The 15,956-nt window shown below is 51.9% G+C and carries 13 protein-coding genes; all 13 read right to left on the reverse strand.

Features of this window, described 5'->3' with window-relative positions; translation table 11 throughout:
* Window positions 1-150: 150 nt before the first annotated feature.
* A complete protein-coding gene (locus QMO62_RS06260; RefSeq protein ID WP_284639473.1) occupies window positions 151-1,470 on the reverse strand; it encodes an ABC transporter substrate-binding protein in 1,320 nt (439 codons plus the stop codon).
* A 346-nt stretch (window positions 1,471-1,816) separates the two neighbouring features.
* Window positions 1,817-2,182 (reverse strand): hypothetical protein, encoded by a 366-nt coding sequence (locus QMO62_RS06265; protein ID WP_284639475.1) that lies wholly within the window; start codon window positions 2,180-2,182, stop codon window positions 1,817-1,819.
* Between the two features lie 14 nt (window positions 2,183-2,196).
* Window positions 2,197-2,811, reverse strand: a complete 615-nt coding sequence (locus tag QMO62_RS06270; RefSeq protein WP_284639477.1) for a histidine phosphatase family protein — start codon at window positions 2,809-2,811, stop codon at window positions 2,197-2,199.
* A gap of 437 nt (window positions 2,812-3,248) precedes the next feature.
* The gene (locus tag QMO62_RS06275; protein ID WP_284639479.1) at window positions 3,249-3,983 is read right to left on the reverse strand and encodes an HAD family hydrolase; all 735 of its coding nucleotides are present in this window, start codon (window positions 3,981-3,983) and stop codon (window positions 3,249-3,251) included.
* Window positions 3,984-4,179: 196 nt separating this feature from the next.
* On the reverse strand, window positions 4,180-4,407 hold the full coding sequence (locus QMO62_RS06280; protein ID WP_284639481.1) for a hypothetical protein: 228 nt from the start codon (window positions 4,405-4,407) through the stop codon (window positions 4,180-4,182).
* Window positions 4,408-4,579: 172 nt separating this feature from the next.
* The gene (locus QMO62_RS06285; protein ID WP_284639482.1) at window positions 4,580-5,926 is read right to left on the reverse strand and encodes an ABC transporter substrate-binding protein; all 1,347 of its coding nucleotides are present in this window, start codon (window positions 5,924-5,926) and stop codon (window positions 4,580-4,582) included.
* A 120-nt stretch (window positions 5,927-6,046) separates the two neighbouring features.
* Window positions 6,047-6,901, reverse strand: coding sequence for a fumarylacetoacetate hydrolase family protein (locus tag QMO62_RS06290; protein ID WP_284639483.1), 855 nt, complete (start codon window positions 6,899-6,901; stop codon window positions 6,047-6,049).
* A 30-nt stretch (window positions 6,902-6,931) separates the two neighbouring features.
* Entirely contained in the window at window positions 6,932-8,245 is a 1,314-nt protein-coding gene (locus QMO62_RS06295; protein ID WP_284639485.1) for an aspartate aminotransferase family protein, read from the reverse strand.
* A 21-nt stretch (window positions 8,246-8,266) separates the two neighbouring features.
* The gene (locus tag QMO62_RS06300) at window positions 8,267-10,447 is read right to left on the reverse strand and encodes an extracellular solute-binding protein (protein WP_284639487.1); all 2,181 of its coding nucleotides are present in this window, start codon (window positions 10,445-10,447) and stop codon (window positions 8,267-8,269) included.
* A gap of 49 nt (window positions 10,448-10,496) precedes the next feature.
* A complete protein-coding gene (locus tag QMO62_RS06305) occupies window positions 10,497-11,258 on the reverse strand; it encodes an SDR family NAD(P)-dependent oxidoreductase (RefSeq protein WP_284639489.1) in 762 nt (253 codons plus the stop codon).
* Window positions 11,255-13,042, reverse strand: coding sequence for a dihydroxy-acid dehydratase (ilvD, locus tag QMO62_RS06310; RefSeq protein ID WP_284639491.1), 1,788 nt, complete (start codon window positions 13,040-13,042; stop codon window positions 11,255-11,257). Before ilvD ends, QMO62_RS06305 begins: the two co-directional genes overlap by 4 nt.
* Window positions 13,029-14,600, reverse strand: coding sequence for a M81 family metallopeptidase (locus QMO62_RS06315; RefSeq protein WP_284639493.1), 1,572 nt, complete (start codon window positions 14,598-14,600; stop codon window positions 13,029-13,031). The genes ilvD and QMO62_RS06315 overlap by 14 nt, the downstream gene beginning before the upstream one ends.
* A gap of 15 nt (window positions 14,601-14,615) precedes the next feature.
* Window positions 14,616-15,941 carry a GH39 family glycosyl hydrolase gene (locus QMO62_RS06320; RefSeq protein ID WP_284639495.1) on the reverse strand — a complete coding sequence of 442 codons (1,326 nt, stop codon included), beginning with the start codon at window positions 15,939-15,941 and terminating at the stop codon, window positions 14,616-14,618.
* Between the last annotated feature and the right edge of the window lie 15 nt (window positions 15,942-15,956).

Below are 15,956 nucleotides of genomic sequence, written 5' to 3' on the forward strand. Positions count from 1 at the left end.
TTGAGGCTAATAAAAGAGAAAGGGTTAAAAAACCGGCACGGCATCGATGCCATCTTTGGCCACAAAACATATTTCCCCTCCATTCACTTGTGTGCTATGGCACTTTCCAAACTATTACAATCTCTCAATACATTCTGCATCCGAGAAACGTTATTTGTTCTGTTGGATATATTGGTTCGCCTTTTCTTCTGCTACTCTAAGCACCGTATTCATATCCTGTTTTTCAAAGGCCATCGTTTTCGCCGCTTCGTTCAAAAATGGATATAGCTTTACATCGTATTTTGTTGCTTTTGGCAGCGGAGCGGGCTTAACGGAGAATATGCCTTGCAGATTTTTACCATCATACAGCTTCGTATCGACGGATACCTCCTTCTTTAAGGACGGGTCCTTGAGCACGGTAATACGAGTACCTTTGTTCATTGCCTTTTGCGCCTCATCGCTGATCAACGTTTTTAAGACAGCATAGGCAGCCTTTTTATTCTTGCTGTTTGGAGTCACCATGGCCAGATGGAAATCTATCTCCCGGCCATACCCCGGTTTTTCGTCGAAAGAAGGGAACGATACGAGGTCCCAGTTAAAATTTTTGCCGGTTTCTTTTAATTGGGGAAGGCGGGCGGTAATGGCAGAATGCCAGTATGGGAACATCGCCGTCTTTTGATCTTTCAGGAAATAATCGATCCCGTAGGTGTATTTCTTCATCGGCTCGACTGTGCCTGGGATATTATAATTTTGCTCATAAATCCCAAATACCCGTTTATACGCGTCCGTATGAAGAACGGATTTTTCCTGCTTTTCGTCAACGACACCAAGGCCGTAAGCTCGCGTTAATAACGTCGGATTCTGTAGATCGATACCGATGTATTGAGTCCCTTGATCTACTCGGGTAACTTTACGGGCCAGCTCGATAACTTGATTCCAGGTCATGCCGTCTGTAGGGTAAGGAACCGAAAATTTGTCAAAAATATCTTTATTGTACAGCAGCACGCCATAGTTCATAGCATAGGGAATTCCATAAATTTCACCCTTAGTGCCGAAGCTTTTTATTACATTGATTGTTTCCGGTTCGAATTTATTGAAGTCCACATTTTCCTGCTTGATGAAGTCCGTTAAGTCCGAACCAAGCTCCAGTTGAAGCAGATCGAGCAAATAGTAATTGCTGGTTAGGATAATATCGGGAATTTCACCCGCTGCTATCAGCTTGTCAAAGGTAACGCCCGATCCTGACACCAGCTTCGTTGTAATGTTCGGATACTTGGCTTGGACAGGCTTCGTTACAAGTGCGTCAAGCTCCGCTTCGTTTATGACCCCGGCATTATGTGAATAGATGGTTAATAATGCCGGCTCGTTATTATACGTATCAGGGCTCGCTGTGGGGGTGTTGACGGAATCTTCATTTCCGCATCCGATCAGTGTAACACCCATGAATAGAGAGATGCCCAAGAAAGCTGGAACTGCTTTCAGTTTTTTCAATATGTAACCTCCCAATAAAAATTTACTTCTAGAAAAGCTGATTTCATCCTTATTCAGTTCCCTGAGCGCCCGAGCCGACTTTCCGGAAAAGCGACGAATGTTACCGATTGACATTGCTGATGATCAGCTTGAGCGACGGAAATCGGCGTGCTTATTCCCTGTCAGCTTGACCAACAGCAAATTGTCACCTTCACGCAATTCCTGACGTAAACGGTGTACTCGTTACTTCGGTCAGTGGGAGAATATCTCTCGGCTTCAGCGTTACCACGCTTCATACCGACACTTCCCAGGACAGTAACATTAGGCCAGTCTACATCGAATACTCGGAATCGATCCACCCGTCATACTAGTTGTTAGCGTCGATCCGCTCAGCGAACACATGCGGGGGAGCCCGCGAATCCTGTCCCGGATGTCTAATCGTTCGCCCTTCGCGCCCGTGAACGTAGCAGAACGTGGATACTCCGAAATGCTGCACCAGCACAGTCAGCGTGTTTCTCCGGCCCGGCTTGATCAAATGGCCGAATTCGTAAGTTTCGTAAGACTGCTCGAACGGCCAGCATCTTGCCGATCTCAGCTTTACCTTCTCCAGGCTCAAGCCTTTATCCTGAGCGTCGAACGATCGATGGAAGCACTTCCACTCGTTCCGCGGGCTTTCTTCCTCACCACTCCAAATCCACTGCGCATCCCAATTTAGAGGGGTAATCTGAGGCATTTTCATTTCTCCTTTTATAGCTTCATCGAATAATTCAAATGCTTCAAAATAAATCCATCCTCTGAAGTTAGAATCACCGTTACGGCCGCATTATTTTGCCTTAGTCTGCGGTAAGAACGGAACGGCATCCCCAGCATGCCTGCTACGAAAATTCGGATCAGCGTATCATGGGTAACGACTAGAACCGATTCATTCGGGCCTTGGTGCAGCTTTACTTTTTCCGTAAAAAAATCGAGCACTCTCGCATGTACTTGAGCAGCGGTCTCGCCTGTTTCCCCTGCTGATGTGCTGCCCGGGTCCGTCGTCCATGCCTGCCAGCTGGATGCAAACCGCTCTCTTATATCAGCGGCCGCTACCCCTTCCCATTGTCCGAAATCGATCTCAATCAGTCGCTCATCCTGTTGTATAGGCAGCCGGCTCCGAATAGCAAGCGGCTCGGCCGTTTGCAGCGTCCGCTTCAGCGGAGAGGAGTAGACGGCTGTGAATCCGAGCCCCTCCAACCCCTCAGCAGTCTCTTCCGCTTGCTGCTCGCCGCGGGGGGACAGCGGAATATCCGTTCTTCCGCTATATCGGTTCCGGTCGGCATTCCATAAGGTTTCACCGTGCCTAAGCAGGTAAAATGTAGCCATCTCGTCATCCCTCTTTCTGTATTTAAAGGTTGAACGCCTTATATCCTTTGACATCGTTTCTTTTCGCTGTCCAAGCGCAATCCAATGTCTTCTGACTTAATCTTCGGTCGCTGTTCCTTCATAATCGCGTTATGAATCGGTTACATTTTTGATCAAGCCGATAAAAATCGGACTTAACCGCCCCATTATCGGTGGACATATGCTCATAATTGAATCTTTTGCTCAGATTTATGTTATCATATCGGATCCTGGTTGAAAACCCATTTTCAACCAATTGTTTTAATTCCACATGGGTAATTGTTCTCTGATAATATAGTTGTTTAAAATCGTCGCAAAAAATGCAATAAACCCGGCCTATGAGCAGGCCGGGTCAGAAATAAAGTTGTTTAAAAACATTGAGCTAACGTCTCCAGTTAGAATATAGCGAATAAGTGTACTCAATCAAGGGGACTGTCCCCTACGTGTGACAACAAAATTGCACGTAACTCCTCTATTTCGGTAATCACTGCTAGAGGGTGAGGCTCTTGAGGTACTTGATAATTCTTCTTATTTAACCATATAGCCTTCAACCCTTCTTGTATTGGAGCCACAACATCATTTGTCCAAGAGTCGCCCACGACAAGTACCTGTTCTGGTTGTAAAGAAGTCATACTTAGAACATAATGATAAATTTCTGGGCTTGGTTTTTCATAGCCGATAACTTCGGATATGAACACATACTCTTTTGGAATGATACCATCTAATCCGATTGCCTCCAATTTATCAGTCTGCCACCCTTTGCTTCCATTCGTCAATACTCCTATTTGATAAAAATTACTAAGATCCTTTATGGTTTTGTTTGTCATCACATTAGGCTTCATATGCTTTTTACTTATTGATTGGTAGAACATTTCAAAGTTAATTGCCGTTTCTACATCCGTTGTTTTCCCCATTTGATCCATAGAATAGAGAAAACGTTTAGTCCGATATTCGTCAAAAGAAATTTGTTTGCTATCTAATTTCTTTACTAAGAATTGTTCTACATTACTAAAGACTTCAAATAAATCGTTACTATTCATTTCACTGGTGAAAAAATGATTTCTGAACGCGTCCTTAACACTATTTTCCCAATAGTCAGCAAAGTGTAAAAGTGTATCATCTAGATCAAACAAAACCAATTTAATTGGATGCATAATACTCTCCTATCCATTATGTGATGATAAAGTTAATTATACTCTACGGAACCCTGACCTCAGGCATTTTAGTTCTACTCCTTTCCCTTTTTCAAAGTACAACCGAACTCTTCCTGAATATTATTTTTCCAATTCTATCCTTCCGCACAGATGCATGCAACACTTATTGTTAAACATTCTTTCAATTTGTTATTACTCATTCAACAACTTTATTATCAGACAACAGTAATCGTCTCCTATACCGCTTCTTCATCGTACGTATCGCATACCGCTCAAGATCCGCATGAGGATACCCCTTCGCAATTCCCTCGTCGGTTGTCAGTTCCTCGAATGCCAGCTCGATGACTCTGCACCCGGCAGCGATCATCACGGTAAAAGTGAGCGATGAAGCTATTGCGGAAGCCGACGTTAAAGACGGCCGCATGTATATCTAGGATGAAAGCTATCGTGCGGTTCTCCTTCCTGCTTACTCCTTTAAAGTTGCCCAAGCCTCCATGATGACAATAGCCACTTATTTTATATAATTAATATTTAATATAATTTATTAGTTCGATTCATGAAAAAGGAGCTCCTCTTTCAGAGAGCTCCTCCTTCGTTTATTTATTTCCTTCCAATATAATCATCGCCTCGATATCCTTGTTGGCTTTCTCCTCCGCCTCCCGGAGCGCCGTATTGACATCCTTCTGCGCGGTAATGCTGTTACGGAACGCGCCTGCAAGCGGAGCAACCACCTTTAGATTGTATTTGGTGTATGGGGTCGGCGTCGCATATTGCTGCGGTATGAGTCCGGCCTTGTTCTTGCCGTTCAGGTCGGCCGTCGCCGTTCCGAAGGCGTCCCGAATCTCCTTGCTCTTAAGCACCGAAGGGCTGCCAATCCTACTCCGCTCCAGCTGCACCGCATCCGATGTCAGTTCCGCCATCGCCAGGAATGCCTCGTCACGGTGTTTGCTGTTTCTGGATAAAGCATAATAAACGACGTCCGGCTGCGGACCTGCACCCGGCTTTTCCTTAAAGATCGGGAAGGACACGACATCCCAATTTACGTCCAGCTTCTGGAAATCTTTCGGGTAGTCGGAATTCATCTGTACGAGCATGGCGAGCGATTTCTCCTTAAAAAACATGTCGTATTGTTTAGCGTCCTGCGTCTGCGCAGAGGTAGGCTGCCAGCCTGTAATACTGTAAAAACGGGAGAAATTGTCGAAGTACGATTTCCAGGTATCATTGTTGACTGTCGATTTTCGCGTCGCCGGATCGAGCAAAGGATGGGACAGCTGGTTAAGCTGCAGCAGCTGGCCCAAGGTACGGATGCCGAAGCCTCGGTATTGTACTCCTCCCTCCTCCCGCGTAAGCTGCTTCGCCGTATCGTAAATCTCATCCCACGTCATCCCATCCTTCAAATATGGAACGCCAAAGCGATCGAAAATATCCTTGTTATAGAACAGCCCCAAGGTGTTAGTCCTAAACGGCAGGCCTGGCAGTTTCCCCTCCCCCACCTTACGCAGCCCATCGATGATGGACGGCTCGAAGCGGTTAAGATCAAAATTGTACTTTTTGACCAAGTCGGTAATGTCTCCATCCAGCTCGACCTCTTTGATCTGCAGAAAGCTGGGATTAATCGTTATGAACACATCGATATGCTCGCCCGCCGCAATGAGATCCTGCAATGTCGATCCTTTTGTATTCTGGATAAACTTGAAAGAAAAGTTCGGGTATTTCTTCTGGACGAGGCTCCCGTGCTCCTTCATAAACTGATCCATGTTTGAATCGGCATACATGTAGTAGAACGTCAGCTCCACCGGTTCCTTCGTTACCTCCGGCGGCTTCTCCTGAGCTTTGGGCTGCTGCTCCTGCGGCTTCGAGGCACTCGGCGCACTGCTGCATGCCACAGTCATTGCCGTTGCCAAGCTAAGAGCCATACAAGCTTTTGCCATGTTCCGTTTCATAGGCCTCCCCCTTATTCCTGCGGGAACCTCGAGTGTCAAGCGGCGGGACTGATCATATGCCATACCGGGTGCGGGACTCTCCTCCGCTTTCTCCGAAGTTCCGGCGTTATGGTGCTTCGACTAAACCATTTGGTTGATGAGGGCTCCGAGACCCTCGATTTCTACAGTAACGATATCCCCGCGCTGTAACCATCGCTGTTCACATTCCGGGGCGCCTAGCACGACACCCTCCGGGGTGCCTGTTAAGATCACATCTCCGGGTTTCAACGTCATATACGTTGAGACGTAGCTGATAATCTCAGATGTGCTAAAGATCATATCGGCTGTGTTAGAGCTTTGCCGTATCTCCCCGTTGACCTTGCTGGTAATGGACAGACGGTCGGGGTCGCCGACCTCATCCGAAGTGACAAGGTAAGGCCCCAATGGGCAAAAGCCGTCACACGATTTACCGAGAAGCCATTGAGTGGATCTGAACTGTAGGTCCCTTGCGGAAAGGTCATTCGCATTACAGTATCCCAATACATAATCCAAAGCGTCATCAGCGGAAACATTCCGGGCTTCCACTCCGATGACCATAGCCAGCTCCGCCTCGTAATCCAGCTGACGGACATCCTGCCCTATCGCGACAGGCTGTAGATGCCCGTTTAACGCGTTGTTATATTTGCTGAAAAGCACCGGCGTCTCGGGAATCGGCATCTTCGACTCGACGGCATGCTTCCGGTAGTTCAATCCGACACAAATGATTTTACCCGGAGTCGGAACGCAGGGGCCGAAGCGGAGCTCCTTCTCGTCCAGCCATACCCGACTGCGTCCCTCAGCCTCCAGCAACAGCGCCTCAAGCCGAAGCAAGCCCTCCCTACCATGTTTCATAAGCGCTTCAATGGAACAATAATACTCAGATAGCGGAAGGATTCCTCGATCTGATTTAACCCCCATAACCAACCGGTCGTTACTCCAAAAGTGAACCAGCTTCAAGAAGAAACACCCTTTCCTCAGTCACTATCGCTAAAGCTCTGCAAGAACGGCGTCAACCGCTGCAATGGTTTCATCCACATCGTTCTCCGTATGCACGGCAGATACGTACCAGAGACCGTTCGGGCGTACGAGGACGCCATGGTACAGCATAAGCTCGGCGAACCGGGTATACTTGGCAGCATCTCTTTGATTGAAGGCTTCAAAGTCCTCTACCTCAGTCTCATCGGTAAACATCATATGGAATACAGGCCCGGCATGATTGATGAGTCCCGGTATTCCGTGCGTTTGCAGTGCGGATCGAATGCCTGTAACCAATCGGTCTGCCATGGTCTCCATCTGCGTGTAGGCGGCCCCGTCGTCCTTGGCTAATGCCTCGATGGTGGCTAGAGCAGCTCCCACCGCCGCCCCATTGCCGTTCAGTGTTCCAAGATGGCTGACGGTTCCGTCTTCAATCAGCTTCATGATGTCCCGGCGCCCGCAAACGGCACTGATGGCCATCCCTCCTCCCAACGCCTTGCCGATCGTAACGAGATCCGGCTGCAGGCCGAACTTCCCATGAGCGCCGCTCAACCCGAGGCGAAAGCCTGTGATCACCTCGTCGAGGATCATGACGATGCCAAGCTCTGCAGTTAAGCTGCGCATCTGCTCTAGGTAGCCCGGTTTCGGCACAATGCAGCCGGAGTTGCACATAATCGGCTCGGAAATGACGGCGGCGATCTCCTTCCTATGTGCCCGAAGCGTCTGCTCTAATAGCTGCGGATCGTTCCAGGGCAGCAAAATAATATCCCCAAGGCTGTTCTCGCTCTGCCCTCCCGTACCCGGCACAATCCGCTCGTTCGAGCTGGAGGAAGCTTCGGAGGACCGTCGCATATCCGCGCTGGGGAAGGAAGTAAAGATGGCATCTGACCAGCCGTGGTAATGTCCGTGAAAGCGCACAATCTTAGCCCGCCCCGTATGCGCGCGGGCGAGCCTAAGCGCCAGCATGACCGCCTCCGTGCCGGAGCCGCTGAACGCCGTCTGGTCGGCACAGGGCAGCAGCTCGGTCAAGCGACGCGCCAGCCGGATTTCCCCCACATGCTGCAGACCGAAGGTCGCGCTCTTCCGCAAGGCCTCCAGCACCCCCTCCGTGAGGGAAGGGTGTGCATGACCCAGAATCATCGGACCGTAACTAAGCAAGTAATCAATATACTCGTTGCCGTCAATGTCCCATATCCGGGGGCCGCTGCCATACTCCGCGTACAAGGGAGTCGGCTTCATGGCCGATCGCAGGGAGCTGGCCACACCTCCGGCCAAATTGTGCTGTGCTTCTTGGTATTTCTGCTTTGATAGCTCGAAGGAAGCCATGGGAATCTCTCCGTTTCCTAATTATTTCGTGGCGGCCGTGATATCCGCGTTCGCCTTGTCTTCCGCGGCACGCAGGGCATCCTCAATCGTTGCTGTACGAAGGATAACCTTCGTGAAGGCTTCGGACAACGGGGCCGTTACCTTCGGCGTATTTTTCGTGTAAGTCGTTGGCGCGGCGTTCTGCTCCGGCAGCATATAGCGGGCGTTGCGCGTTTTCAAATCCGTATTCTCAGACCCGTAGGTCGCTCGGATCGACAGATCCTTAAGCACCGTCGGTACCCCCGATTTGCCAAGCCGCGCCTGCACCTCATCCGAGGCCATATGGGCAATGGCGGCAAACGCCGCATTCGGGTTTTTGCTGTTCGCCGAGATGGCATAGTATACGGGATCCGGCTGCGAGCCAACGCCCGGCAAACCTTCAAAGGCAGGAAACGGGGCCACATCCCAGTTCAAGCCCGGGGCACTGGCCGCTCTCGGATAGTCCGAGTTCATGGCAATCAACATGCCGAGTGTCCGCTGCTTTTGGAATAAGTCAATCTGTGCTGCAGATCCCAGGAGCGATGAGGAGGCGTTATACCCGGGTAATTGGAAAAAAGGCGTCATCTGTGCGAAATATTGCTTCCATGCTTCCGTATGGATCACGGCACGACCCGACTGAGCATCCAGCAGCGGCAGAGATTGCTGGTTCAGCTGCAGCAGGCTGCCTATGGTTCGTGTCCCGAGTCCTCTGTATTGAACGCCGTTCTCATTTCGCGTCAGCTGGCAGGCCGCCTCCATGACTTCGTTCCAGGTCCAGCCCTCCCGAGGATAAGGTACGCCGAACTTGTCGAACAGCGACTTATTGTAAAACAGAGCAAGGGAATTCACGCGGAACGGGAGTCCGGGCAGCTTGCCTTCCCCCATCGTCTTTAACGATTCGATAACCGACGGATTGAACCGGCTCAAGTCATAGTGATGACGATCGATCAAGTCCGTAATGTCTCGACCAAGACCCTTATCCTTGATGGCGGCCATGCCGGAGTTGTTTGTAATAAACACATCAATCGAGTCGTCGGAAGCCGCGATATCATCGAGTGTGGAGCCCGGCTCATTTTGCAAATACTTGAACGTAATATTCGGGTACTTCTCTTTCATATAATTGCCGTGGCCTGCCATGAAGCTTTCAAAGGTCGTACCTGAAAACATGTAATAGAAAGTTAATCGGACAGGCTCGTCAGGGGAATCCTTCACCTGGTCCCAATCCGCGTCCTCCAGCTCAGGGAATACCTTCATCTCCGTCCCGTTGGACACCACGAGCAGGTTCCCGTTGTCCATGGTCGTATACATCTCGATCCCTTTCTCCTTCAGCTGGTTCTGAAGCCGGATATTCGTAAAATGGTTGGAGCTCGCTACAATCACCTTAGGAGCTACGGTCTCTACCCACTCCATAGAGGTGGAGGTGACCATTCCATGATGACCCGCATGGAGAAAATCAGCCTTCAAGCGGCTTCCGTAATGGCCGATCAGCTCCCGCTCTTTTTCCATGTAGGTGTCTGCAGGGAAAAGAAAGGATTGATTCTTATAGGTCAGCTTCAGCACCATGGAGTGGTTGTTGACCGGAATGTGGTCGGGGTTCGGCAGTGAATTCGGCAGTGCGCCCTTCGGCGGATTGATGACCTCAACCCGTACATCCGCGCCTAACTGAAATTCGAACCCATCCTCCACGAAGGTGTCCGGAATCTGTTTGTCCTGAATAATTTTTACAAAATTCTTATAGTAATCCCCCCATTTATCGGGGAGCACGTTAAGCCGGTACACCTGCTTTACCTGCTTCTTGGCCGCAACCTCGGTAAAGCCGCCTACATGGTCGATGTGAGGGTGTGTATTCACGGCAGCGTCAATGACATTCACGTTGAGGGCATCCAGATAACGAAGCAGCTGATCCTTGGTTTCGGGGATTCCGGCGTCAATCAGCATCGTCTTGTTGTCGGGGGTTTGAATCAGAATGGCATCGCCTGACTGCTTGTTATGAACCAGGTTCAAATAACGGATTCTCAGCTGCCCGTTATATTGATTCGGGATGAACAAATTACGGCCTTGCAGCTCAGGTGCCGTTCCGGACGGCTGAGACGGTGCTGCGGAAAAAGCGGGCGCCGCCACCAGCATACAAACAAACCACAGCATCAGGAGTGTAAATCGCTTGGTACCTGTTCTTCTTCTCATCTTTCGACACACCTCGTTTCGTTTGATACGCTCCTCAAGAGCCAATGCACTAGTGCATCATCCAGCCGCCGTCCACGTTGAGTGTTTGTCCCGAAATAAAATCGCTGTCCCGGGACGCGAGAAATACGAACGCTCCCTCGACATCCGCTGCCGTTTCCCGCCTGGAGAAGCACTGCGCCTTAGCAAGAAACTCGCCGCTTTCGCGGATGGTCGCTTGGCTCACCTTCTCGTATTCCGTCTCCGTCAGCACGGCTCCCGGCGTAATGCAATTCACAGTGATGTTGTGCTCGCCTACCTCGCGCGCCAACGCACGGGTGAAGCCGATGATCGCCCCTTTGGAGGTGACATAATGAAGGAACTGCTTCTGGCCAGTGAAGAAGGTGACCGAAGACACGTTAATGATTTTGCCGTATCCCTGGCGTTTCATGTAGGGAAATACGGCTTTGGCGCACAGAAATTGAGAGCGAACGTTCACACCCATCAGAGCGTCCCATTCCTCCGCCGTAATTTCGTACCAGGTCCTGCGCGGATCCATAGCGGCATTATTGACCAATATATCCACGGTACCGAAGCGGTCCGCTGCCGCCTTAACCATCGCCTCCACTTCGGCTTCCTTGGATACATCCGCTCCGAAGGCGAAGGCCGTTCCGCCGGATGCCGTGATCTCCTCTACTACTTGGTCAGCCAGCTCCGGATGGGAGCGGTAGTTCACAACGACACTGGCGCCTTCTTGCGCGTAACGCTTCGCTACCGCTGCGCCGATTGACCTAGAAGAGCCGGTGATAATAGCTGTTTTCCCTTGCAGTTTCATTCGTTGCTTCCCCCTGATCTGCAAGATCCGCCCTGAAGAGCGGGTCTTGCCAGTTTGGTATACTGTCCGAGAATCCCTGAGTGACGGAACGACGGCGGAATCCATGCCGAGAGCCGATCGGAGATCACTTGAAAGATCTCCTCCGGTGTGCGTTCTTCCCCGCGGACACCTACAATATCAATCGAGCGGTTCGGAATATCGATGCGGATGAGGTCACCGTCTTCTACAATGGCAATGGGCCCCCCTTCGATCGCCTCCGGTCCGAGATAGCCGACACAGGGTCCGCGGGTAGCGCCGGAAAACCTGCCGTCAGTAATGAGTGAGGTAGTGTGCGAGAGGACAGGGTCCGAGGCGATGAGCTCCGACATGAAGAACATTTCCGGCATGCCTACCGCTTTCGGTCCTTGATAACGGATGATCACGACGTCACCCGATTGAATACGCTTCTCCTTCAAGGCCTCCACCGCATCGCGTTCGCTATTGAACACCCGCGCCGGGCCTTGATGAAGCTGCATCGAATCCACCACGGCGAATTTCTTGATGGTTGCTCCCTCCGGTGCTAGATTGCCGTGCAGCACCGCGAGCGAGCCTTCGGTCTTCAGAGGCTTTTTCATGGAATAGATCAAGTCACGACGGTTCAGCTTATAGTTGGCGAGGAACATTTCGGCGAAATTCCTCATTTCATTGCGGCGGTACTGCTCCAAATTCTCGCGCAGGGTACGACCCGTCACCGTCATGACCTCCAGGTGGAGCAAGTCGCGCAGCTCCTCCATCACAGCCGGAACCCCGCCCGCGTACCAGAACAGCTCCGTCGGATAATGGCCGGCGGTCTTCGTGTCGACTAGAACCGGTACGGTCCGATGTAGCTCGTCGAAGCGGGAAGCCTCGAGTTCAATGCCTGCTTCCCGCGCAATGGCGATTAAGTGCATTACCGCGTTGAGCGATCCGCCGATGGCCGAGTGCACCATGATGGCGTTCTCGAACGCCTCGCGGGTGAGAATATCCGACGGGCGAATGTTCTTCTCCGCCAACACCATGATCTGCTGCCCGGCTGCACGGGAGGCTCTTCGAATCTCCGCGTTGACCGCGGGGATGAGCGCCGTCCAAGGCAGCACCAGTCCTAGCGCTTCCGCCATTACCTGCATGGTGGCGGCGGTGCCCATATACTGGCAGGCGCCGCAGGTCGGGCAGCAGGCGCGCTGGAAGGCGAGGAATTCCTCCTTGGTCATCCGGTTCTTCTCGACTTCCACGCTCATATGCCATAGCTCTTCGTTGCTTCGCAAACAAGGACCTGCGCTCATCGCGCCGCCCGGTACGTGGATCGCCGGAATGTTGAGCCGGGCTATCGCCATCAGGTGAGCCGGAACGGCCTTATCTCCTGCGGAGCTAAGCACCATCGCGTCGAAGGGAGTGGCCAAGGCATGAATTTCCACCATGTTCGCAATCATGTCCCTCGAAGGAAGAGAGTAATGCATGCCGCCGTGCGCTTGCGCTACACCGTCACAGATATCCGTCGTGGTGTAAAGCGCGGGCTTACCGCCGCTTTGGAATACCCCCTTCTCGATCTCGGAAACGAGCTCCCCCAGATGATAGGAGCTCGGGTGGCTTGCGCCATGAGTGCTTTCCACCAATACCTGCACCTTGTCAAGATCCTCCACCGTCCAATCCATTGACATGCGAAGTGCATCGCCCTCAAAGCTGATTTTGCGCACCTTCTGGCTGCTTCTCTCTGCATTTCCGCTTGGAGCTGAAGAGCCATCAGCCTCCCGGTCATGACAATCCATCGATATCGTCCTCTCTTTGTGTGCTTTTGGTTCCGTACAGCGGATGTTCCTTCCAATCGGTTACTTCATCCAGCGGATAGAACGGACGCACCAGCTTCCGGAATGCCAAAGCCTTCAGGTTGGCCTGGCTGTAGCCCGGAGTATCGAGCATATAAATGTGCGGTGTCATTTTACCGTATTCCGCCCGAAATTGGTTGGCGGACTTGACCTGCACAAGCTCCGCCTCGGAGGGCTCAAGACCCATGCTCCGGTACATCGCAGGGTCTCCCGAGAAGGTGGCACGCTCTGTGATCAGCACGGAAATCCACCCGATGTCAAACACGACACACCGTCCCATAAAGGCCTCCGTGTTTTTGGCATAGCCGCCCTTCAGATAAAAACGCCCGTCTCCGATTCGTCTCACAAGTCCACTCACCTCAATAGGCCTGAACAGTGGTTGGGGAAGGCTCTCATGCAAGGAGCCACCGAGCGTGAGTACCGTTTCCTGCCCTACGCCTGCGGTTATGGCTTTATGTACCGCCGAGGCGTCTACCAAGGTTAACAGACAACGGTGCGTCAGCTGAACCTGCTGCTCCAGCAGCTCCTTCAGCACCGCATTGCTGTCTCCTAGCGAGCCGGCACTGGGGCTGTCCGCCGAATCGGAGATGACAATGGGGCCTTCGTCACGTTGATGCTCTCTTAACTTACTTATCATCTGACGAACGGTAAACAGCTCAATACCGAACGCCTCCCGCTTCTCCCAGAAGAGACCGGCAAGCCGTTGTGCCTCCCTAACGGCCTCCTGCTCCTTCCCGGCATGGCCGACGACCACAACGGAGTTGCCCATTTCATCGATATCCAGCCACGGCTGTACGGGAAAGAGGGAGGTGACCAGAACATCTCCCTTCTCCTCTCCGGCTCTCGCCTCTTCCCACAGCTCAGCGAAGGGGCCATGGGTCGATTGGCTGTTCTCTGCAGGCACGATCATCGGAAGCTTTACCAGCTTCACTACCGGCTGCACCTCCCCGCGGATGGCGGCAAACAGCAACGCTGCCGAACGGCTGCCGGTCTCGGCAAAATCAATATGCGGATAGGTACGGAAGCCGACGAGGCCGTTCACCTGCCGAACCATACGCTCCGTCAGGTTGGCGTGCAGGTCCAACGAAATGACGAGAGGCAGATCGGGACCTACACAATCCCTTATGACTGATAGTAGCTCCCCTTCCGTGTCGTCACAGTCCTCCGCGACCATGGCTCCGTGCATGGCGAAATAGACCCCATCGCAGCCTCCCGCCTGTTGAAGGGCAGCCTGGAGCAGTGTTCGTAATTCAATTTTCAGTCCACGGAAGGAGTCTGCTGCGAGCATCCCTGAGGAAACTGCGTTCGCTGATAATACAGGGACGATCTCGACCCCCTCCTCCTCCGCCTTGCGCATAAATCCCCAGAGCTCGTTCTGCGTTTGAATCGAACGTACCTCTTCCCCCGTAACCCAATGATGCCGGTAAAAATCCTGCAATCCGCTTCGTGACGGACTGAACGTATTGGTCTCTTGAATCAGGCTTCCTATGAGTACCTTCATATCGTCACCTTGCCGTTACGACAGAACCGGCGTCCATTCCAGCAGCGTTACGCTGTAGGAAGGCAGGAACCATTCGAAGACCTCCGTGTCCACCAAGCGCTCCTCCCGCAGATCCAGCCGATGATGATCGTCAACCGAATAGATACGAACCGAGTAAGGTCCCGGTGCTCCCGTCAATTGTATGCTGTGGAGACGGGCGCTGCCGCCGTAGCTTGTAATGAGTGCGGCTCCACCGCCGGCTTCGTTTAGACCCGCAATACAACTGACATGGGAGGCCTTTTCCCCAACGACCGCCCTTACTCTTGCCGGGTGCTTAGTCATGCGCTGAAATGCCTTGAACGAATAATACGTCTTCTGAGGGACGCCGTGGTAATCGAAAAGTCCACAGAATAAAGCGGTCGGTTGGCCGTCGTAATAATTTGCCTCATCCACGGGGCAATCCTGAAGCAGGGTCAGCACTGTCGCTACGAAAGCCGCGCCGTGTGCGTTCTTCTGTCGGTCGAAGTTGCTTTTGCGTACATACTCGTTGCCTCGATGCCATATCTTCGTAAAATCAGTTTCCAGATAATTCCACTCATTCAGGTGACTTTCCGTCTCCATGTACCCATGCCGGTCCAGCTCGGCCCGCACGTGATAGGCATGCTCTACAATCTTTCGCGGATCACCGGTGTACGTGTGCCAGGTGAAGAAATCAATAGGCAGGCAGCGCTCCCGGCAATAATCCAAAAAATTCGTGAGAAACGGCAGCGTCGGTCTAGCGGCGGCGTAGCCTCCAACCTTCAGAGCTGGGTTATAAGCCTTAATCGCCGTGACCGTGGCTTCATAAAGCTGAAATAGCTGAAGCGGGGTCCCCGACCACATCCGTTCCCCCAGGTCCGGCTCATTCCACACCTCCCAATAATCAATGCCGTATTGGTAGCCGTCAGCCCAGCCCTCGTTGTAATGGCGGATGATATTGACGCAGATCTCAGCCCATTTTTGATAATCCTCAGGAGGATGCACGTAATACTTCTTTCTCGTGTGTTCTATGCTTTCGCCAAGACGGTAAACGATCTTAGCCCCAGTATCCAGTATCGTCTTCAGGTACTCGTCCGTACGGGAGAAATCATAGTTCTCGGGGTCGGAGGGATCCTTGGTGAAATCTGGAAATATCGTATGAATATCGACCTCCCAGGCATGCGGCCAATTGGGATCATGGATGCGCACTAACGGAATTTCCGCCTCTTGATAATAGTGAGATACGTCAATCAGCGACCCGTAACAAACCGGACCGTTGTTCACTCCGTGAAGCGCCTTCAATGTACCTGCAGGTTGATCGAGCTGAATGTGAATGTCTCGCATGCTTCAATAGCCTCC

The sequence above is a fragment of the Paenibacillus silviterrae genome, from assembly GCF_030167925.1.
Classification (GTDB): domain Bacteria; phylum Bacillota; class Bacilli; order Paenibacillales; family NBRC-103111; genus Paenibacillus_G; species Paenibacillus_G silviterrae.